This is a genomic window from Wolbachia endosymbiont of Litomosoides brasiliensis (genome assembly GCF_013366805.1).
Classification (GTDB): domain Bacteria; phylum Pseudomonadota; class Alphaproteobacteria; order Rickettsiales; family Anaplasmataceae; genus Wolbachia.
On record NZ_WQMO01000018.1, the window covers coordinates 1 to 20755 of the forward strand.

General features: G+C 34.4%; 10 protein-coding genes, 4 tRNA genes and 9 pseudogenes. 11 read left to right on the plus strand and 12 right to left on the minus strand.

Features of this window, described 5'->3' with window-relative positions:
* Nucleotides 1-65: 65 nt before the first annotated feature.
* Nucleotides 66-1030, plus strand: a pseudogene (locus tag GO684_RS04020) (transposase).
* 581 nt (nt 1031-1611) lie between these two features.
* On the opposite strand, the gene rsmA reads toward GO684_RS04020, so the two are convergent.
* A complete protein-coding gene (rsmA, locus tag GO684_RS04025; protein WP_175939144.1) occupies nt 1612-2397 on the minus strand; it encodes a 16S rRNA (adenine(1518)-N(6)/adenine(1519)-N(6))-dimethyltransferase RsmA in 786 nt (261 codons plus the stop codon).
* A gap of 85 nt (nt 2398-2482) precedes the next feature.
* On the opposite strand from rsmA, the gene GO684_RS04030 reads away from it, so the two are divergent.
* A tRNA-Thr gene (locus tag GO684_RS04030) sits at nt 2483-2555 on the plus strand.
* A 295-nt stretch (nt 2556-2850) separates the two neighbouring features.
* On the opposite strand, the pseudogene GO684_RS04035 reads toward GO684_RS04030, so the two are convergent.
* Nucleotides 2851-3827: pseudogene (locus GO684_RS04035) on the minus strand (IS630 family transposase).
* A 761-nt stretch (nt 3828-4588) separates the two neighbouring features.
* Here GO684_RS04035 and GO684_RS04040 point away from each other — a divergent pair.
* Nucleotides 4589-4659 (plus strand) — tRNA-Asn (locus GO684_RS04040).
* A 20-nt stretch (nt 4660-4679) separates the two neighbouring features.
* Nucleotides 4680-6179 carry a 2,3-bisphosphoglycerate-independent phosphoglycerate mutase gene (gene gpmI, locus GO684_RS04045; protein ID WP_175939146.1) on the plus strand — a complete coding sequence of 500 codons (1500 nt, stop codon included), beginning with the start codon at nt 4680-4682 and terminating at the stop codon, nt 6177-6179.
* A gap of 10 nt (nt 6180-6189) precedes the next feature.
* Here gpmI and GO684_RS05325 read toward each other — a convergent pair.
* Nucleotides 6190-6467 (minus strand): annotated as a pseudogene (locus GO684_RS05325) (IS66 family transposase); the annotation flags it as partial.
* A gap of 31 nt (nt 6468-6498) precedes the next feature.
* A pseudogene (locus GO684_RS04050) lies at nt 6499-7489 on the minus strand (IS630 family transposase).
* A gap of 645 nt (nt 7490-8134) precedes the next feature.
* Between GO684_RS04050 and GO684_RS04055 the strand changes: the two are divergent.
* A tRNA-Asn gene (locus GO684_RS04055) sits at nt 8135-8206 on the plus strand.
* 66 nt (nt 8207-8272) lie between these two features.
* Nucleotides 8273-9495 (plus strand): annotated as a pseudogene (locus GO684_RS04060) (2,3-bisphosphoglycerate-independent phosphoglycerate mutase).
* 330 nt (nt 9496-9825) lie between these two features.
* On the opposite strand, the pseudogene GO684_RS04065 reads toward GO684_RS04060, so the two are convergent.
* The 3 genes and pseudogenes from GO684_RS04065 to GO684_RS04075 all read right to left on the minus strand — a co-directional run bounded on the left by GO684_RS04065 (nt 9826) and on the right by GO684_RS04075 (nt 12633).
* Nucleotides 9826-10790, minus strand: a pseudogene (locus GO684_RS04065) (IS630 family transposase).
* A gap of 848 nt (nt 10791-11638) precedes the next feature.
* Nucleotides 11639-12535, minus strand: coding sequence for a cation diffusion facilitator family transporter (locus GO684_RS04070; protein WP_175939148.1), 897 nt, complete (start codon nt 12533-12535; stop codon nt 11639-11641).
* Between the two features lie 25 nt (nt 12536-12560).
* Nucleotides 12561-12633: transfer RNA gene (locus GO684_RS04075), tRNA-Val, on the minus strand.
* Between the two features lie 812 nt (nt 12634-13445).
* Between GO684_RS04075 and GO684_RS04080 the strand changes: the two genes are divergently transcribed.
* The 3 genes from GO684_RS04080 (at nt 13446) to GO684_RS04090 (ending at nt 14613) form a co-directional block, all read left to right on the plus strand.
* Nucleotides 13446-13658, plus strand: a complete 213-nt coding sequence (locus GO684_RS04080; protein WP_175939149.1) for a hypothetical protein — start codon at nt 13446-13448, stop codon at nt 13656-13658.
* Nucleotides 13659-13733: 75 nt separating this feature from the next.
* Nucleotides 13734-13871 (plus strand): hypothetical protein, encoded by a 138-nt coding sequence (locus tag GO684_RS04085; protein ID WP_175939151.1) that lies wholly within the window; start codon nt 13734-13736, stop codon nt 13869-13871.
* 514 nt (nt 13872-14385) lie between these two features.
* Nucleotides 14386-14613, plus strand: coding sequence for a hypothetical protein (locus GO684_RS04090; protein ID WP_175939153.1), 228 nt, complete (start codon nt 14386-14388; stop codon nt 14611-14613).
* 43 nt (nt 14614-14656) lie between these two features.
* Here the strand turns inward: GO684_RS04090 and GO684_RS04095 are convergent, their stop codons facing one another.
* The 5 genes and pseudogenes from GO684_RS04095 to rpmE all read right to left on the minus strand — a co-directional run bounded on the left by GO684_RS04095 (nt 14657) and on the right by rpmE (nt 19166).
* Nucleotides 14657-15553, minus strand: coding sequence for an aspartate carbamoyltransferase catalytic subunit (locus GO684_RS04095; RefSeq protein ID WP_175939154.1), 897 nt, complete (start codon nt 15551-15553; stop codon nt 14657-14659).
* A 155-nt stretch (nt 15554-15708) separates the two neighbouring features.
* Nucleotides 15709-16632: pseudogene (locus GO684_RS04100) on the minus strand (IS630 family transposase).
* A gap of 122 nt (nt 16633-16754) precedes the next feature.
* The gene (locus tag GO684_RS04105) at nt 16755-18032 is read right to left on the minus strand and encodes a hypothetical protein (protein WP_175939156.1); all 1278 of its coding nucleotides are present in this window, start codon (nt 18030-18032) and stop codon (nt 16755-16757) included.
* Nucleotides 18033-18127: 95 nt separating this feature from the next.
* Nucleotides 18128-18922, minus strand: coding sequence for an NAD kinase (locus GO684_RS04110; protein ID WP_175939158.1), 795 nt, complete (start codon nt 18920-18922; stop codon nt 18128-18130).
* Nucleotides 18923-18953: 31 nt separating this feature from the next.
* Nucleotides 18954-19166, minus strand: coding sequence for a 50S ribosomal protein L31 (gene rpmE, locus GO684_RS04115; protein WP_175939160.1), 213 nt, complete (start codon nt 19164-19166; stop codon nt 18954-18956).
* Between the two features lie 128 nt (nt 19167-19294).
* Between rpmE and fabD the strand changes: the two are divergent.
* A pseudogene (gene fabD / locus GO684_RS04120) lies at nt 19295-20276 on the plus strand (ACP S-malonyltransferase).
* Between the two features lie 62 nt (nt 20277-20338).
* Nucleotides 20339-20619: pseudogene (locus GO684_RS04125) on the plus strand (IS66 family transposase); the annotation flags it as partial.
* Between the last annotated feature and the right edge of the window lie 136 nt (nt 20620-20755).

The following is a 20755-nucleotide window of genomic DNA, read 5'->3' on the forward strand; positions in this document are numbered from 1 at the left end:
CGTATAAGGAACGGATAGACAATAACGAAAAAGAAGCCTTGCTGAGGCAAGATAGCGAGATTTAAATGGCGTTAAAATCAAAATTATTGGATGAAAAAGTCATGGAATCAGCAAAAGAAGTACTGGAGAAAGTAAGAAATAACGCATATGTTGCAAAAAAACTAAATGCTGTAATTGCAGCAAAAAGCACAGTATAGCAGCTACAGCAAAGTTGCATTTAAAAACGGCACTAACTACATGGATAAAGCACCTAAACTTGGAAGAAAAATTGTTTGCTCCCCTCAATGTTGTAGAAAAACTAGATTGAACCAGAGTCAATTTGAACAAGTTGAGGTATGAATACAAGAAAATTCTAATATTACCATTAAAGAGATGAGAATGAAAATCTAGGAAGAATTTGGCTTGAATGTGCAAATCTGTAGTGCACTATGCAGAAAATGAAGCTTTATGTATATTACGTCAAGATCAATTCATAATGAGCGAGATAAAGGTAGACGGAAAGAGTTCAAAAAAAACTTAATGAGACTATTGATAAGTATCCTGAACAAGAGTTGTTTACTTTGGTGAATCGCAATTTAGTACACATTCAAAAGTTAAACAAGGTGACTTAAAAAGAGCGTAAACACAGGTTAAAGTAAAATTAGGTGGACAAAATTTTTATCTTTCAGTATAACTAATTCTAGAAATGGAGGGAGTTCTAGCTTATTTGCACCGAATGTCAACACTGATTGTGTAAATGTATTTCTTGAATAAATGCTGCAATATTCAAGAACACGAGAAGCTTTTCTTGTCCAGATTGTGCTAATTAGCACAAATCAAAAAATTGAAAGGTACCTAAATTAAGATTATGTACCTACCATCATGCTCACCAGAGCTCAATTCTATTTAGAAACTTTGGTTGTATATAAAGCAGACCATTTTGCATAATAAAGTTTATAATACAATTGCTTTGCTTGAGAGCACTTTGTGCAAATTCATTGCTCTCTTTTTCACTTCGCAATTAAACAATTCCGCAATGTCAACTGCTTGACTTACTAACAATGAGAATTGGTATTAATCCTTGACCCAAATGTGCCTGATATAACACCTTCTGGAAATTTGTAATCTTTTTGAGCAATGGCTATGCTTTGATTGGTATTCCATCACATAAGGCTCAACTTTCAGGAGATTAACACCTTTGGTGAATATATGATTTATCACATATTGCAACCTCTCCTCACGTTCGCAAGTATGAAGCAATTCTACTTTTATAGCCTCGTTTGCATCCATTTTAACTTGACAATTCCCTTATGCCTAATTTATTCGCTTTTCAACTTGTTCTTTTTTACTTTATATTGATGAATTTTTGAATTTAAATCGAGCTTTTCCTTTAACTCAGCATTTTCTACCTTTAAGGGTTTGTTCCATTGACTTTAGACTTTCATTCTCTCTTCCGATCTTCTATTTTTGCTTCTAACTTTGCTGTTTTTTGCTCTAGACTTTTGTGGGATTCTAAAAGATTTACGTATTATCTCACTTTTGCTCTATCATTATCTTTTTATACTACCTTGTCTATCTTATTTTGCCACTCCGCAATATTTGTAGCTAAAGGCTTTCGGCAAATTAGGTAGTTTACATACTGTTTGCTAGTAAACAAAATTGTTCAATAGTTAAATTTTCTGGACGCTCGTTTCCACTTAATTTAGCGTTTTTAAGAGCGGTTTCAGTATGATTCGTTACATTTTGCAAGCTATTTCTTAGCATCTTTCTTCTTTGAGCAAAGACAGCACGTGTCAATTTTGTTAAGACTTCTAAATTTACTGCGAATCTTTGTGTAGGTAAAGGCCTCACTGTAATTACCGAAGTGTATACTTTCGGTCTTGGGAAAAACTTTTTAGGTTCGATATCAAATTCCCTTTTTACATCACATAGTAGCTGACTTAACACTGATAGGGAACCATAATCTTTAGAATTGGGTCTTGCTATAATACGATCTACTACCTCTTTCTGAAACGTTAATGTCAAAGTTGTAAAAAGTTTTATTTTATTTAGCCACTTTAAAAATAACGCTACCGAAATATTGTAAGGCAAGTTTGCAATAACTTTTACTGGGCGTTCTATTAGCTCCTCTTCTACAACATAAAGCGCATCCGCTTCTACAATTCTAAACTTTCCTGGGTGTTCATTAAGCATTTGGTCATGACACTTCACCAAGTTACTATCCTTTTCTATAGCTAGCAGAGATTTGGGATTATGCGCTAATATCTCCCTTGTTAATGCACTACATCCAGGGCCAATTTCAATGACATTAAAATCTTCCAGGTTGCCGGCTAAAACAACTATTCTTTTTGTTATCTCACTTGATAAAATAAAATTTTGCCCTAGGCTTTTTTTTGGCTTCAATACAAATTTTTTCATACTATTTCATTATGCAATGCTTTGGTAATTATAAAAATAGTTGACTGAAATTCATTGATAATTGTATATTGTTAACGTATTTAACGCCGGCTTAGCTCAATTGGTAGAGCAACTGACTTGTAATCAGTAGGTTGTCAGTTCAAGTCCGACAGCCGGCATGTGCAGTATTTCATACTTGACCTGATAGACAAGAATTGACTGCCAAAAGAATGGCTTTGTTGCATCGCTACTTATGAATAGTGATTCATTATCTGTATTAATAAATTTAATTCTATTTAAAATAACTAAGGTGTTGAAATACTTGAATTTTAGCTAGATTGGTGAATGATAGTGAAATTCCTTTTACTTAAATTTAGGTATTTATACCAATTACCATTGCATTAAGGAACGGATAGACAATAATGGGAAGAAGCTGTGCTAAAGTAAGTAGTACTAATTCTCATTGTTGGTAGGTCAGCAAGTAACATTGCAGAGTTGTTTAATTATAGAGTGAAAAAGAGAGGTAGTAAATTTGCACAAAGCGCTCTCAAGCAAAGCAATTGTATTATAAACTTTATTATGCAAAATGGTCTGCTTTATATACAACCAAAGTTTCTGAATGGGATTGATCTCTGGTGAGTATGGTAGTAGGTACATAATCTTAATATTTTTAGGTACTTGTCAATTTTTTGATTTATGCTAACTAGCACAATCCGTAACGAGAAAAGCTTCTCGTGTTCTTAAATATTGCGACATTTATTCAAGAAGTATGTTCATACAATCAGTGTTGACATTTGGTGCAAATAAGCTAGAACTCCCTCCATTTCTAGAATTAGTTGTACTGTAGAGATAAAAATTTTGTCTACCTAATTTTGCTTCAACCTGTGTTTTAACGCCCTTTTTAAATTATCTTGTCCAACTTTTGAATGTATAAACTGCGGTTCACCAAAGTGAACAACTCTTGTTCAGGATACTTACTAATGGTCTCATTAAGTTTTTCTTAACCTCTCCCTATCTGCCTTTATTTTGTTCATTATGAATTGATCTTGACGTAATGTACGAAAACTTCATTTTCTACATATTATGGTTACTATAGACTCACACATTCAAGCCAAATTCTTCCTAGATTTTCATTCTCATTTCTTTAATGGTAATGTTAGAATTTTCTTGTATTCATACTTTAACTTGTTCAAATTGACTCTGGTTCAATCTAGTTTTTCTACAATATTGAGGGGAACAAACAATTTTTCTTTTCTTCCAAGTTTAGGTGCTTTATCTATGTAGTTAGTGCCGTTCTTAAATGCAACTTTGCTGTGGCTGCTATACTGTGCTTTTTGTTGCAATTACAGCATTTAGTTTTTTTACAACATATGCGTTGTTTTGTACTTTCTTCAGCATTTCTTTGTTGATTCCATGACTTTTTCATCCAATAATTTTGATTTTAACGCCATTTAAATCTTGGTATCTTACTTCAGTAAGGCTTCTTTTTCGTTATTGCCTATCCGTTCCTTATACAGTAGAAATTGGTATTAGGTGAGATATCAAAAGTATTAGAAATACCACACCCGTTTAGTAAGTCCTCTTTTCTAAAAGAATATCTACAAAAGCAAGTATGTAGGAAAAGAAAGCAATTGCTCAAACTAGTTTCAGGCATTCTTACACAACAGCCTTCCCTACAACTTAAAAACATTTCTCATGGAAATAAAAACTCTTTACTAAGCAAAACCATAAACCCTTTGCCGGAAATGAATAAAGTTAAAATTCTACCAGTTACTAATAATGCTCTAAAATCGCCACTAAAAACTGTATTTTCCTCAAAAGGGGCTTATTTTTGATAGCGTCTTCTATTTCAACGCGCTGCTTACGGTATTTCCCATTAAGAAAAGACAAAAGAAGTCTGGGATAACTAGTTATTTACTCATTTTATCAGTTGACATTTTTTTTAATATTTTAACGCTTAGCAAGCGAGACCTACAGCACTAGTTGGTAATTGTAGATAGCAATGACATAAGATGCACATAGTACAAAAAATTAAACATGAGGCGCCAGATACGTTAAGTTTTTTATCATTTTATCTGTACAGAGAAGATAAATAATTGGCTTTAGTACTACGACAGTTGGCGAAGTTTATCAAGATGACATCAGTAAAGTCTTGTAAAGCACAAAAACGTTTACAACTAACGCTCAGCATGATAAATTGAAAACAGTTTATTCCTCGGTAGCTCAGTGGTAGAGCAGTTGGCTGTTAACCAATTAGTCGCTGGTCGAATCCAGCCCGGGGAGCATTTTCTCTGTTGTCCTATATGTGCTTTAAATCAGTCATTTTATGTATACTAGATGGTTGGGGAATAGGAGATAATAAATACAATGCTATTAGCAACGCAAATCCACCCTGTTGGCAATATATTAGCTCTAATTATCCAAGGTGCAGTTTATCTGCCTGTGGAACTGATGTTGGATTGCCAGATGGTCAGATGGGCAACTCAGAAGTTGGCCATCTGAACATTTGCAGTGGTAGAGTAGTAATGCAAAGTCTGCAACGTATTAATCAAGAAATTGAAACAATAGAGAACAATGCTAATTTACGAAGTTTTATTAGTGATCTAAAGGGTAAGAATGGCGTGTGTCACATAATGGGGTTGGTGTCGGATGGTGGTGTTCATTCGCATCAAAAACATATTTCAACTCTAGCAAAGAAAATATCACAGCATGAGATCAAAGTAGTGATACATGCATTTTTAGATGGCAGAGATACGCTGCCAAATTCAGGAAAAAAGTGCGTTCAAGAATTTGAAGAGGATATAAAGGGCAATGACATAGAAATTGCTACTATCTCTGGGCGTTACTATGCTATGGATCGCGATAATAGGTGGGAAAGAACAATAGAAGCTTACGAAGCTATCGCATTTGCAAAGGCAACATGTCACGATAGCGTGATGTTGTTGATTGACAGTAACTATCAAAATAATATACCTGATGAGTTTATTAGACCTACAGTAATAGGTGGTTACAAAGGCATAGAACCAAAAGATGGGGTGTTATTAGCCAACTTTCGTGCTGATCGAATGATACAATTGACAAGTATTTTGCTAGGCAAAACAGATTACACTAAGGTAGCAAAATTTTCTTCAATTTTAAGTATGGTGGAGTATAAGAAAAACCTTCAGATTCCTTGTCTTTTTGCCCCTGCATCTTTTGCTAACACTTTAGGAGAGACAATAGCAGATAATAAATTACGGCAATTGCGCATTGCTGAAACTGAGAAATATGCTCATGTGACTTTTTTCTTTAATTGTGGGAAGGAAGAGCCTTTTCCCAATGAAGAAAGGATACTTATTTCTTCACCAAAAGTTAAAACTTATGACCTGCAGCCCGAAATGTCAGCTTTTAAACTTACAGAAAGACTTGTAGAAAAAATTCATTCTCAAGAATTTGCGCTGATAGTTGTAAATTATGCTAATCCTGATATGGTAGGGCACACAGGTAACATGAAAGCAGCTGAGGAAGCTGTGCTGGCTGTTGATGATTGCCTTGCAAAAGTATTAAATGCCGTTAAGAAAGTAAATGGCGCTGCGTTAATTGTTACTGCAGACCATGGAAATGTGGAATGTATGTTTGATAAAAAAAATAATACACCTCACACAACACACACTCTAAATAAAGTTCCGTTTATTATATACTCTAATTCTTGTAACAACCTAAAGTTGAAAGATGGAAGATTATCTGATATTGCTCCTACTATTTTACAGCTACTTGGAATTAAAAAACCAAATGAAATGACAGGTGATTCACTGATTGTGTAATAGTATCTATTCAGCTAAGCAGTGTAAGAGGCGATAGATGGAGGATTATGGGAAGGTTTAACCACTTTTGTTTCCATGTTAAGTAGAATAAAATTATCTGTTTAAAGAATGCATTTCCTCTTTCCTATTGTGTAAAATATAAGTTTTTGCGATAAACGATATAATGCCGTGCTTGCCGTTCAACTGGTTGTTTGTTAGCGGAATATTTCTTGGTCATCCAAAAATTTCTACATCATCCTTGTCGGACTTCAAAATGTTTCTTGCAACTTGAGAGGCTCCAATTGCTTTTCAATTCTCACTGTTGTACTAATTCTTATTGTTAGTGGGTCAAATAAGTGGCATTGCAAAGTTGTTTAACTGCGGAGTGAAAAAGAGAGTAATAAATTTGCACAAGGCGCTCTCAAGCAAAGCAATTGTATTACAGACTTTATTACGCAAAGTGTTCTGTTTTATATACAACCAAAGTCTCTCAATATGATTGAGCTTGGGTAAGTATGGTAGCATATAATCTTGATATTTTTAGGTACCTCTAAATTTTTAACTTATGCCAACTAGCACCAACCCATGACAAGAAAGGCTTCTTGTGTTCTTAAATATTTATTGCAACATTTGTTTAAGAAATATGTTCATATAATCAGTGTTGACATTCAGTGCAAATAAGCTAGAACTCTCTCCATTTCTAGAACTAACTGCACTGTAGAGATAAAAATTTTGTTTACCTGATTTTACTTTAACCTATATTCTAACGCCCTTTTTAAATTACCTTGTTTAACTTTTGAATGTGTGCTAAACTGCAATTTATCAAAGATGAATACCTCTCGTTCAGGGCGCTTACTAATGTCCATTGAGTTTTTTTAAACTCTTCCTGTATACCTTTATCTTGTTCATTATAAATTGATCTTGACATAATATACGAAAACTTCATTTTCTGCATATTACGGTGTACTGTGGATTTACTGACATTCAAGCCAAATTTTTCCTGGATTCTTATCTCATTTTTTTAATGGTAATATTAGGGTTCTCTTGTATCCATACTTCAACTCATTCGAATTAATTCTGATTCAATCTGGTTTTTTTACGAAGTTGGGGAAAAACAATTTTTCTTCTCTTTCAAATTTTAGGTGCTTTATCTGTGTAATCAATGCTGTTCTTAAAATGTAACATGTTTTGTTGCGGCTGTTATACTGTACTTTTTTGCTGCAATTACAGAATTTAGTTTTTTGCAACGTATGCGTTATTTTACACTTTCTTCAGCATTTTTTTGCTGATTTCACGACTTTTTCATCTAATAACTTTGATTTCAACGCCATTTAAACCTCGCTATCTTACTTCAGTAAGGATTCTTTTTCGTTATTGTCTATCCGTTTCTTATACGGTAGAAATTGGTATCAGGTGAGATGTCAAAAGTATTAGAAATACCACATCCGTTTAGTAAGTCCTCTTTTCCAAAAGAATATCTACAAAGCAAGTATGTAGGAAAAGAGAGCAATTACTCAAACTAGTTTCAGGCATTCTCACACAACAACCTTCCCTACAACTTAAAAACATTTCTTATGGAAATAAAAACTCTTTACCAAACAAAACCATAAACCCTTTGCTGGAAACAAATAAAGTTAGAACTATACTAGTTACTAATAATGCTCTAAGATCGCTACTAAAGACTGTATTTTCCTCAAAAGGGGCTTATTTTTGATAGCGTCTTCTATTTTAACGCGCTGCTTATGGAATTTCCCATTAAAAGACAAAAAATGCATATAGTGCAAAAAATTAAGCATGAGGCGCCAGATACGTTAAGTTTTTTGTCATTTTATCTGTACAGAGAAGATAAATAGTTGGCTTCAGTACTATGACAAGGAAAATTGGCGAAGTTTATCAAGATGACATCACTAAAGTTTTATAAAGCACAAAAAACGTTTACAACTAACGCTTAGCATGATAAATTGAAAGCAGTTTATTCCTCGGTAGCTCAGTGGTAGAGCAGTTGGCTGTTAACCAATTGGTCGTTGGTTCGAATCCAGCCCGGGGAGCGTTTTTCTCTGTTATTTTATATGAACTTTAAATTAGTTATTTTATGTATACTATATGGTTAGGGAATAGGAGATAGTAAATACAATGCCATTAGTAACGCAAATCTCACCCTGTTGGCAGGGTATTAGCTCTAATTATCCAAGGTGCATTTTATCTGCCTGTGGAACTGATATTGGATTACTAGATAGTCAGATGGGCAACTCAGAAGTTGACCACTGAACATTTGCAGTGGTAGAGTGGTAATGCAAAGTCTGCAACGCATTAATCAAGAAATTGAAACAATAGAGAACAATGCTAATTTACGAAGTTTTATTAGTGATCTAAAAGGTAAGAATGGCGTGTATTACATAATGGGGTATGGTGTCAGATGGTGGTGTTTAATAGGAATTGCTACTGTCTCTGAGTGTTACTGTGCTATGGATCGCGATAATAAGTGGGAAAGAACAATAGAAGCTTACGAAACTATTGCATTAGGGCAAGATGTCATCGAGATGTGATGTTTAGGTAGTTGTAAAGGCATAGAACTAAAAGATGGGTGTTATTAGCCAATTTTCGTGCTGATCGGATGATATAATTGGTAAGTATTTTGCTAGGCAAAACAGGTTACACTAAGGTAGCAAAATTTTCCTCAATTTTAAGTATGATGGAGTATAAGAAAAACCTTCAGGTTCCTTGTCTTTTTGTCCCTGCATCTTTTGCTAGCACTTTGGGAGAGACAATAGCAGATAATAAATTGCGGCGATTACGCATTGCTGAAACTGAGAGGTATCTCATATGACTTTTTTTCTTTAGTTGTGGGAAGGAAGAACCTTTCTCTAATGAAGAAAGAATACTTATTCCTTCACCAAAAGTTAAAACTTGTGACCTGCAGCCCGAAATGTCAGCTTTTGAACTTACAGAAAAACTTGTAGGAGAAGTTCATTCTCAAGAATTTGCGCTGATAGTTGTAAATTATGCTAATCCCAATATGATAAGCCACACAAGTAACATGAAAGCAGCTAAAAAAGCTGTGCTGGCTATTGATGATTGCCTTGCAAAAGTATTAAATGCTGTTAAAGGAGTAAATGACGCTGCGTTAATTGTTACTGCAGACCATGAAAATGTAGAATGTATGTTTGATAAAAAATAATACGCCTCACACAGCACACTCTCTAAATAGAGTTCTGTTTATTATATACTCTAATTCTCGTAACAACCTAAAGTTGAAGATGGAAGATTATCTGATATTGCTCCTACTATTTTACAGTTACTTGGAATTAAAAAACCAAATGAAATGACAAGTGATTGACTGATTGTGTAATAGTATCTATTCAGCTAAGCGGTTTGTGGAAAGGTTTGGCCCCTTTTGTTTCCATGTTAAGTAGAATAAAATTATCTGTTTAAAGAATGCATTTCCTCTTTCCTATTGTGTAAAATATAAGTTTTTGCGATAAACGATATAATGCCGTGCTTGCCGTTCAACTGGTTGTTTGTTAGCGGAATATTTCTTGGTCATCCAAAAATTTCTACATCATCCTTGTCGGACTTCAAAATGTTTCTTGCAACTTGAGAGGCTCCAATTGCTTTATGTAACCAGAATATTTCATATCAATTCTCACTGTTGTACTAATTCTTATTGTTAGTGGGTCAAATAAGTGGCATTGTAAAGTTGTTTAACTGCGGAGTGAAAAAGAAAGTAATAAATTTGCACAAAGCGCTCTCAAGCAAAGTAATTGTATTATACAAAATGTCCCGTTTTGCATGCAACTAAAGTCTCTCAACAGGAGGGAGCTCGGGTGAGTATGGTGGCAAGTATATAATTTAGATATTTTGGGGTACCTTTAAACTTTTTGACTTATGCAACTAGCACAACTTATGATAAGAAAGGCCTCTTGTGTTCTTAAATGTTGCAACCTTTGTTCAAGAAATATATTCATACAATCAGTGTTAGCATTCGGTGCAAGTAAGCTAGAACTCTCTTCATTTCTAGAACTAACTGCATTGTAGAGGTAAAAATTCTGTCTACCTAATTTTTACTTTAGCCTGTGTTCTAACGCCTCTTTTAACCATCTTTGTCTAATTTTTGAATGTGTACTAAACCACGATTCATCAAAGATGAATAACTCTTGTTCGAGATATTTACCAATAGTCTCATTAAGTTTTTTTTAATTCTTCCTGCCTACCTTTATCTGTTCATTATGAATTGGTCTTGGTGTAATATATGAAAACTTCATTTTCTGCATATTACGGTGTACTGTGGATTTACTGACATTCAAGCCAAATTTTTCCTGGATTCTTGTCTCATTTTTTTAATGGTAATATTAGGGTTTTCTTGTATCCATACTTCAACTCATCCGGATTAATTCTGATTCAATCTGGTTTTTTTTACGAAGTTGGGGAAAAACAATTTTTCTTCTCTTTCAAATTTTAGGTGCTTTATCCATGCAATCAATGCTGTTCTTAAAATGTAACATGTTTTGTTGCGGCTGTTATACTGTGCTTTTTTGCTGCAATTACAGCATTTAGTTTTTTTGCAATATATACGTTATTTCTTACTTTCTTCAGTGTTTCTTTTGCTGATTCTACGGCTTTTTTATCCAACAGTTATTGATTTCAATGCCATTTAAACTTTGCTATTTTACTTACTTCGGTATAGCTTCTTTTCCATCGTTGTCTATTCGTTCCTTATAAAGTGGGAATTAGTATTAGAACACAGGTTAAAGTGAAGTTAGGTAGACAAAATTTTTATCTCTACAGTCAGTTAGTTCTAGCTTATTTACAATGAATGTCAATACTGATTGTATGGATATATTTCTTAAACAAATGTTGCAACATTTAAGAATACAAGAAGCTTTTCTTGCCATGGATTGTGCTAGTTAGTATGAGTTAAAAAGTTTAGATATACCTAAGAATATCGAGATTATATACCTGCTACCGTACTTACCTAAGCTCAATCATATTGAGAGACTTTGTGGTTCTACATAAAACAGAGCATTTTGCGTAATAAAGTCTGTAATACAATTGCTTTGCTTGAGAGCGCTTTGTGCAAATTTATTACCTCTCTATTCTGACTTAGCAATGAAACAACTCTGCAATGTTATTCATTTGATCCATTAACAATGGAATTGGTGTTGCTGACTCTTTGCTTTAAGAATTTGACATTGGGTAATGTCTTAAATGCTTTGTAGATACGTTTCAGCTTGTATAGGTGAGAACCTAGAAATTTTATAAAAGCATATGGTGTACATGGTGTAAGGAATTAAACAACAGTGTACCAGATACAAAATTTTGTCATTTTAATCTGCACAGGTTAGAAAATTATATAAAATGCCCCACTACTGATAAGGGAGCTGATAAGGTGTGTCAAGTAATCTTTGTATTCCTATAAGCTACTTGAATCTTGATTTATCAAATTATAATGTTTGTGCAGTTGTTGCTGATAGCCTACAATGTCAATGTTTAAGTATCTTATTGTCTGCACACTCATCATGTTCAATCTCAACTGTGGAGTGCGCTATTTCGAACTTATCTAGCAGTATTTTTTTTATTTCATACAAAATATTAGTGTGTTGTGCATTTTCCTTTACCTTGGCATGCATAGTAATTATAAAATAATTATCAGAAAGTGACCACGCATGTATATGGTGTACATCTACCACTTCAGGTAGTTCGGATATGATCTTATTTTTTATCTCCTCAGCAGATATACCATCAGGTGTACCTTCAAGGAGTATATGATAAGAATTCTTTAGAATTTTATAGCCGCTATTTAGGATTATTACACTGACAAACATTGATAAAATTGGATCCACTATTTGCCATCCGGTAAGCATAATAATTATGGATGCGAGTATAGCAGCTACAGAACCTAAAATATCTCCTATAACATGCAGTACAGCACTCCTTATGTTTATATTACTTTCGCATTTACTATGTAATATGAAGAAGACTAAGATATTGGCAATCAGCCCAAGTGTGGCTATTGTTAGCATTATTTTCCACTCAATATTAACTGGAAAAATAAATCTCTTTACCGACTCAATTATAATGATTACTGCAATGAAGAATAAAGTTAAACCGTTAACAAAAGCTGCAATTATCTGCAATCTATGATATCCATATGACCTTTGCAAATCAGATTTCTTGGCTGAAAATTTATGGGCTATCCAGCTTAAGGCCAAGGCAAAGAGGTCAGTAAGCATATGTCCTGCATCTGATAGTAGAGCCAACGAACGTGAGATTATTCCACCTGCTATTTCTGTAAACATTGTTATTGCAACTATTATTATGGAATAGATTAAGCGCTTGGACTCTGCTACTGAATGTTTACCGTTATGCACTGCTGTCATATGAATCTTCTCATGAACAAAAACGTGGGTAACACTGGGCTCGAACCAGCGACCGCTTGCACGTCAAGCAAGTGCTCTACCAACTGAGCTAATTACCCATCATGGTTTTAGTATAGTGCTTTAGCGGAACAAAAGTCAATATTACGTTGTGGATTCAGACGCGTATTATGGATTTATGTATAAAAAAGAATGTTATATCAGATGCTCTGAAAAGCTCAAGGGGGGCCGAACTGAAGTGCAAATAAGAGGAAGCCTTAGTAATATCAATAGAGAAAAATCAAGGAGTTGTTGAAAAGGTCCCTCAAGGGAGTCTCAAAGAATAGCTCGTAGATCTAGCAGATAAAGGATATATAGACGTGAAATATTATGTGTTATACGAGAAAATCTCTGAAGAGCTTGTGCATGCTGGTATGAGTGTCAATCGAATTAAGGAGATATATAGTAAGTATGGTATAACACCCAACAGAGAGTGAGTTTAAAGGCTGAAAAAAGTGCAGGGAGAAACAAGATCTAGCAAATATTATGAGCGAAAGGCGGGTTTAACATTCTAGGGTAGGATAAATCTAAACGTTACTGGTGATAATGCTGATAATGAGTTTAGTCTAAACAGTGGCCTATTTCAGAACAAAAATTTTGAAGATCCTACTGATCAAAATAGTGATAGTGTTATCAACAATGAAGGTTTCCTAAAATCATTAGAAGACACTGCGAAAACGTTTGATAAAATCTTTGGTAAAAAAAGATAATAATTCACTTCTAGCGCATGAAAACGTTCCTACCTTAAGCTGTTCTTGTTTGAAAGTAAAGAAAGCTACTAAAAATATTTAAGTGGTAGTCATGATGTTTATATACCAGGTGGTGGTGTGACACAATCCTCTGCCAATAACTATATCAGTAATATGTACCTCTCATGCTTTTAAAAACGTTGGAAGTGATCTTAACGGTAGTAAGGGAGAGAATTGTAAGGATTGCAACTACGTTATCAAGCACGCACTTGTTTATTGGCAAAGTTTTGATGGAAGGGTTAGCAGAATACGTAACACACTTAACAGAAGGAGAAAAACCGACTGATTTTGTAAAACTTGTTGGTGAAGAGTATAAGAGACATACCTTGGGGAGATAATCAAAGGAGCTATTGATCATTATCAGATGGAAATAGTAATTATTGTAGATATAGAAGAGACTCATCCAAGTTTTATTGATAATTTTACTTTATGCAGCAACAGAAGATAGGAAAACTCTGAATGGTCGTTTTTACTTCGAGGAAATGATGAAAAAGATCTACCAAAGCAGAGAAGATAAAGTCCAAAAAGATAGTGGTTCTCTAATTGGGTAAAAACTTGCTCAAGTGCAGAAGATAACACTATTGAGTGTGGCCATGCTCAATTTAAGCAACAAGCAGTAGGCAATGAAAAAGACAAAACACAGTCTTATAGCTCGAAAGACAAGTAAGTGGAAATAGAACTGAAGTCCAGCCTACTGGTTCATTTCGTGGTTTAGAATTATCTAAAGAGCCAGTAATGCATGAAAAAAATGAAAGGCGAGGAAGTATGGCTCTAAAAGATACAATTCTCAAAATGGAAAAAAGCCGTGAGCAAGATTAGGAGGAAAAGCATAAGGCAAATGTAACCATAGATTATTATGATATGAAAGCCTTGTACAATAGAAGAGCTGGTGGAGCGGGAAAGCAATCTGTGTTAAAGTTTTGGCACAAATTTGCTTGGATCAGAATATAAGGTTGGTATTTTGTCAGAAGATAAGTACTACTTTAAGAATGGTAAGTTCGTAATTCATGTTGGTAACGCGAAAAAGCTTGTAGTATTCCTGAGGATAAAGTATCTATCAAGATAATGACTGGAATAGACAACTTAAGCTATGAGTTATTATCAGGTACAAGTGGTTTTAGTTTGGAAATACAAGATAGCACTACGTTTTCAGTCCAACATAGTAAATGTGAGCTTTGCCTAGAGAATGGCTTGGTAGAATATTTGATTGTGCAGGTGGATTATATTAACCATGGTAAAGAGTGGTTGCTTGAGTGCAATAGCTCTTTGATGTGTGTAAATCTTTTATATTAGATTAAGTGTAAATCATTGTAAAGCCATATACTTCTTTTTGATACTAGCAAAGTCTACAATAGTGCAGCACTGCTTTGCGTATTGCCAATCCAAATTCCACTTGTTGTAAAATAACACGATCTATTATATCACTGCTAATTTCAATTCCTCTATTTATTGGCCCTGGGTGCATAACAATTACATTTGGTTTTGCACATAGCAACTTTTGTGAATCAAGTCCATACAAATAGAAATATTCCCTGTTTGAAGGAACGAAACAACCACTGTTCATGCGCTCTTTCTGTAACCTTAGAAGCATAATTACATCGGCATCTTTTATACCATCAATTAATGAATAATGAATTGAATCTACCTCGGGAAAATGTTTGCAAATCAAAGTTGGCGGTGCAATCAAGCATATTTTTGCTCCAAACATTTTTAGCAATCTTATATTTGATCTTGCAACTCTACTGTGCAAAATATCTCCACATATAACAATTTTGAGATTTTTTATTTGCTTTTTATGACTGCTGATTACAAAATAATCCGCAAGAGCTTGAGTTGGGTGTTCACTGCTCCCATCACCTGCATTAATTAGCGAACAGCTAACATGTCTAGCCAGCATATTCACAATACCACTTTCTTTTTGCCTAACTACTATATAGTCAGGATTCATTGCATTTAACGTTTTTATCATATCCATTAAATCCTCCCCTTTATTGATAGAAGAAGATCTTATTTGCAGAGTTACAACGTTTGCTCCAAGGGTTTTGGCTGCCATTTCAAAGGACGCAAGCGTACGTGTTGAATCTTCAAAGAATAAATTTATTACTGTTTTATTTTCTAAGATGCGGCCATTTGCAGCTTCATTTTTCAGATATTGCCCAGCCAATTCAATGATGTTCTCCACATTATTGACTGTGAGATCTAGAACGCTTAGCAAATCCTTTCTGTTGCCCATAGTTTCTTTTAATACACAATTACTATTAATCTATTCTACTTTTTTGTTACCTATTTTCAATAGACCTTTTGTGCAACGGTTGTTTTAGCTTAGCCTATAGATATTGCGTTAAAACAAAAACTGGTATTAATTAATAATTATACTAATTATCATTGTTAGCAGGTCAAATAAGTGACATTGCAGAGCTGTTTAATTGCGAGTGAAGAAGAGAAGCAATAAATTTGTACAAAACACTTTCAAGCAAAGCAATTATATCATAGACTTTATTATGCAAAATATCTGTTTTATGTACAACCGAAGCAATGGATTGAGCTCGAGGGAGTATGGTGGTAGGTATATAATCTCGATATTTTTAGGTGCCTTTAAATTTTTTTACTTATACCAATTAGTATAATCTATGACAAGAAAAGCTTCTTGTGTTCTTAAATATTGTGACATTTGTTCAAGAAATATATTCATACAATTGGTGCTGACATTCGGTGCAAGTAAGCCAGAACTCTCTCCATTTCTAGGGCTCACTATACTGTAGAGGTAAAAATTTGTCTACCTAATTTTACTTTAACCTGAGTTCTAATGCTCTTTTAAAACCACTTGTGTCCAACTTTTGAATGTATGCCAACCCGTGATTCATCAAAGAAAAATAACTCTTGTTCAAAATGCTTGCCAATAGTCTCGTTAAGTTTTTTTAAACTCTTCCTGTGTGCCCTTGTCTTGTTCGTTATGAATTGATCTTGACGTAATATACGAAAGCTTTATTTTCTGCATATTGCGGTATACTGTGGATTTACTGACATTCAAGCCAAATTTTCCTGGATTCTTATTCTCACTTCTTTAATGGTAATATTAGGGTTTTCTTATACCCGTACTTTAACTTGTTTAAATTGACCTTGATTAAATCTAGTTTTTCTACAATGTTGAAGGGGAATAGATAATTTTTCTTCTCTTCTAAACTTTAGGTGCTTTATCCATGTAGTCAATGCTGTTCTTGAGATGCAGCATATTTTTGTTTGCACTTTCTTTGGCATTTCTTTTGCTGATTTCGCGGCTTTTTCATCCAATAATTTTGATTTTAGCGCCATCTAAACTTCGCTATCTTGCTTGCTTCACTATGGCTTCTTTCCATTATTGTTTATCTGTTCCTTGTGCGGTGGGAATTGGTATAAGGGGCATCAAAATCATATAAGAGATTTTACTACATGCTTCATCCACCAATACTATAAATGGTGTCTTTACAATTATGAGATTGAACTACAACTTGCTCAAGTGTTAGGCTGCTGCATTTAGCGTCTTTGCCGTGATTGTCCTTGAGAGCATTTGTTCTTTCTTGTTCTATTCTCTTGATGAATTCCTTGTTAATACTTTCAGTGTTAATCTTTTCCTGAAAGTATATAAGGTTAGTGCAATTTGTTTTTCTATAATAATGTATACCAAGACATATGATTAAAAATGCAAGTATAGCTGAACCTATGAGTAATGACAATCCTATGTTATGCGTAAAAGGGTTCTGGTAAAACTTTTGCACATTGTTGACGCCATCTATTGCAAGTAGTCCTAAGGGAAACACTATATTTGCAGCAACTGCACCAGTTAATAATGCAGTGAATAGTGGCCTATTGTTAATTACTGATTCTATTTTATTAGTCCTACTAATTGCTTTTTCACCAATGTTAATAAAGTTGTCTTTAGCTTCCCAAGCGTTAAGTGCAAAATTTGAATGAGTGCCATTGCTATATTCTAGTCTTACAGATTTTATTATCTTGTCTCTTGGCTGGCGCTCTAACACTTTATCTAAAGTTTCATTTGCATTCCCTTTTTGAATTTGATATTCCTCAGCGTTTCTAAATTGCTTTATTGCACAGAATGTCGAATTAATCGCAAGCAATGAAGCAAGTGCAATAACTGATATAGTAATATAGGGTGGGCTGTTTGCAAAAGACGCGATAAATTTTGCTTTGTCTTGTAAATACACTAAAGCTACAGATATACATAATATAATAACATTTGCACCAAAAATTATAACGCTCTTCTGCTGCATGGCGTATTTCACCCGTGGCTGGACTCTGTTTGTTTTCTTGCCTGAGCTGATTAAAGAAGTTGTTGAATCCGTTTCACTGTTTTTAATGTAAGAATCGTCTCTCAGTGTAAAAGAAGTTGGAGGTGTGTATGAACTGTCACCGGACTTATTATCTAATAATTTTTTCCAACTTTCCAATGTTTTATTATTGTCCCAAGTTTTGTTAAATAACGTTCTTTCAGAAGCTGATCTTTTTACCTTTGAGCTTTGATAAGCTGTTCCACTGTTTCTAGTATGATCCATTTTTTCATTGTCTGGTTCTTCTTTATACAACCATGTCTGTACACGCAGTGACTTTGGTGGTGCTGCACCTAGTACATCTGAAATAGCATTTACTGCCACTCCAGGCGATGGTGGATCTGTTTTTGGTGTTTCTGCTGATATTTCAGCTTTTAATTCTAGCATGCTTACCCTCCAAAATTAATTACTACTGTTGTGTTGATTACACTATAGTTATTAAGATGTAGTAAATACTAATTTAAAGATGATCCTAGAAAAGCTTAATATAAGAATTGTCTTTCAAAGATTCTTTCGTCTAGAGAATAATCTTTGTCAAAGAGCAGAGTAACTGTATTCTCATGGTCTTTCTGCATTTTTATCTGTGATATGTTGTGAAACTCCTTGTAATCTGATACTACAAGTGCTGGACGATTTTGTACGTCGTTAATGTCAATTTGCACAATCGTGTCATTTGGGATCAGCGCTCCATCCCAATGCCTTGGGTAGTAACTATTGATAGAGGTCAGTGCGAATAAGTTTGAGTTAAGTGGTAAGATTGGGCCGCCAGCGGAGAAGTTATATGCAGTGCTGCCCGTGGGAGTAGATAATATTATTCCATCTCCTCTGAACTTTTCCATTTTTAGTTTATTATTGATAGCAACATTCACTTCTACTATCTGATTTGCTTTTCTAAAGACGTACACTTCGTTGACCGCTACATAGTGATATTTTTTGCTACTCAGATCTGTAGCTTCCATCTTTAGCAAAGTTAGCTGAGCTGAAGTTGCGTACTCTATATTATCAATTAAATCTTCGCTGCTATTGAAGCATTTATTCATCAAAAATCCAACACTGCCAGTGTTTACTCCATATACATGTATATCTTTGTTTCCTATGACATAGTTATGCAAGGTACGTAGCATAAAACCATCTCCACCAACAACTACCAGTAGATCAATTTCAGATTTATTTCCCTCTGTTACGTTGATAAAATTAAGCTTCTGTAATAGTTTAGATACTTCTTGCGATTTTGGCGGACCAGAAGCAATATAGCCTATGTTTTTATATTTATGCATGCCCCAGTCTAAAACTTAAAGGGAAAGAAGACTAGAAAATATTTCCATACCTGTCGTTAAACTTAGCTATTTTACTAGTTTTATTTGTCGACCCACTTGTCAAACTTCCAGTCCATGCAGGGTGAGTGAGAGGATCTCTATCAAGCTTTATCTTGTCTCCTTCCTTGCCATAGGTTGAACGGGTTTCAAACTCTTGACCATTTGTCATGATTATAGTAATTTTGTGATAATCAATTTCTGCCATTGGTTCTTATAAACTCTTAGCCATTTATTACTCTAGTGTATTTAATTCGTTAAGTCAATTATTATTATTGAACGTTGACAAAAGATAAATAAAGTAGTATATTTAATGAAGAATCAAGAATTATCGTTATGATTTTTGCTTTCCCTGGTCAGGGCTCACAATTTGTAGGAATGGGAAGAGACCTGTATAGTCAATTTCCCATTGCAAGGCAAGTATTTGATGAAGTAGATAGCATACTAGGTAAGAAGTTATCTCATTTGATTTTCAATGGTCCTATCGAAGAGCTAACTATTACAGAAAACGCTCAGCCAGCCATAACTACAGTATCAATTGCAACACTACGTGTTATGGAGCATATGTTTGGTAAATCTCTTTTCTCTAATTACGGTGTTAGATATATTTGTGGACATTCAGTTGGTGAATATACAGCACTATGTGCCGCAGGAGCGTTGACACTTGAGTCTACAGTTAAGTTGCTGAAAACTCGCAGCGAAGCAATGCGTAAAGCTTCTTTAAAATGTAGAGGTGGAATGGTTGCGTTGCTTGGAGCAAAGATAAGCGAAGTAGAGGGTATATTAGAATCAGCTCAAATTGATGGAATTTATGAAATTGCAAACGATAATGGTGGTGGACAGGTAGTGGTAAGTGGTACTGCAGAGTTCCTCGAAATGTTACCTGATTTATTCAAAAATTCGAGCGTGAGGAGATTAATTAAATTGCAAGTTAGTGGGCCTTTTCACTCATCTCTTATGAAGCCTGCTGATAAAAAGGTCTTGCAATTCCTAGAGAGCATTGACATAACTCATCCTTCAATTCCTTTTGTATCAAATGTTACAGCTAAAGAAGAAAGTGATCCAGAAACCATAAAGACCTTGCTTGCCAAGCAAATTGTGAGTAGAGTGAGGTGGAGAGAAATGGTTTTACGTATGGCAAGTAGTGGTATTAACAAATTTATTGAAATTGGGCCTAATAAAGTTTTATCTAATTTAGTCAAAAGAATTGATCAATCTATCAGTACAAAAAATATAGGTAGTATCGGTGATGTTGACAGCTTCTTTGAATAAATCATCGATACTGACAGTGAAAAGTTTAGAAGTTGGCTTGAGTTAAAGCATACCTGTTTGATGTACCCTAGCTTGGAATGATATAGGGCGATGCAGGAAATTACAGTAAGTATCATAAATGACATTTTTAATGTGAACAATAAGTGTTGGTGGTATATCAAGTAGTGAACATGGAACGGCTTTGAAATGTGGAGAAATGTATGAGCAGGTTGAATACGAGGTAAGTACAAGTAAAGTTCTTCATATTGGCAGAACCAGCCACTACAATAAAGATAGACTTGGTTGGTGCTGTATGTTTACAGGCAATACGGCAAGTTTTGTAAAGTTAACGGAGTCAAGGGGAAATGAAGGTTTTAAAAAATGGTAAATTTTGCAATCGTCATAGTTTATACTAATTCCGCTATACAAGGAACGGATAGAAAATAATGGAAAAGAAGTCATGCTGAAGTAAGTAAATAGCAAGGGTTAAATGGCATTAAAATCAAAATTATTGAATGAAAAAGCCGTAGAATCAGCAAAAGAGAT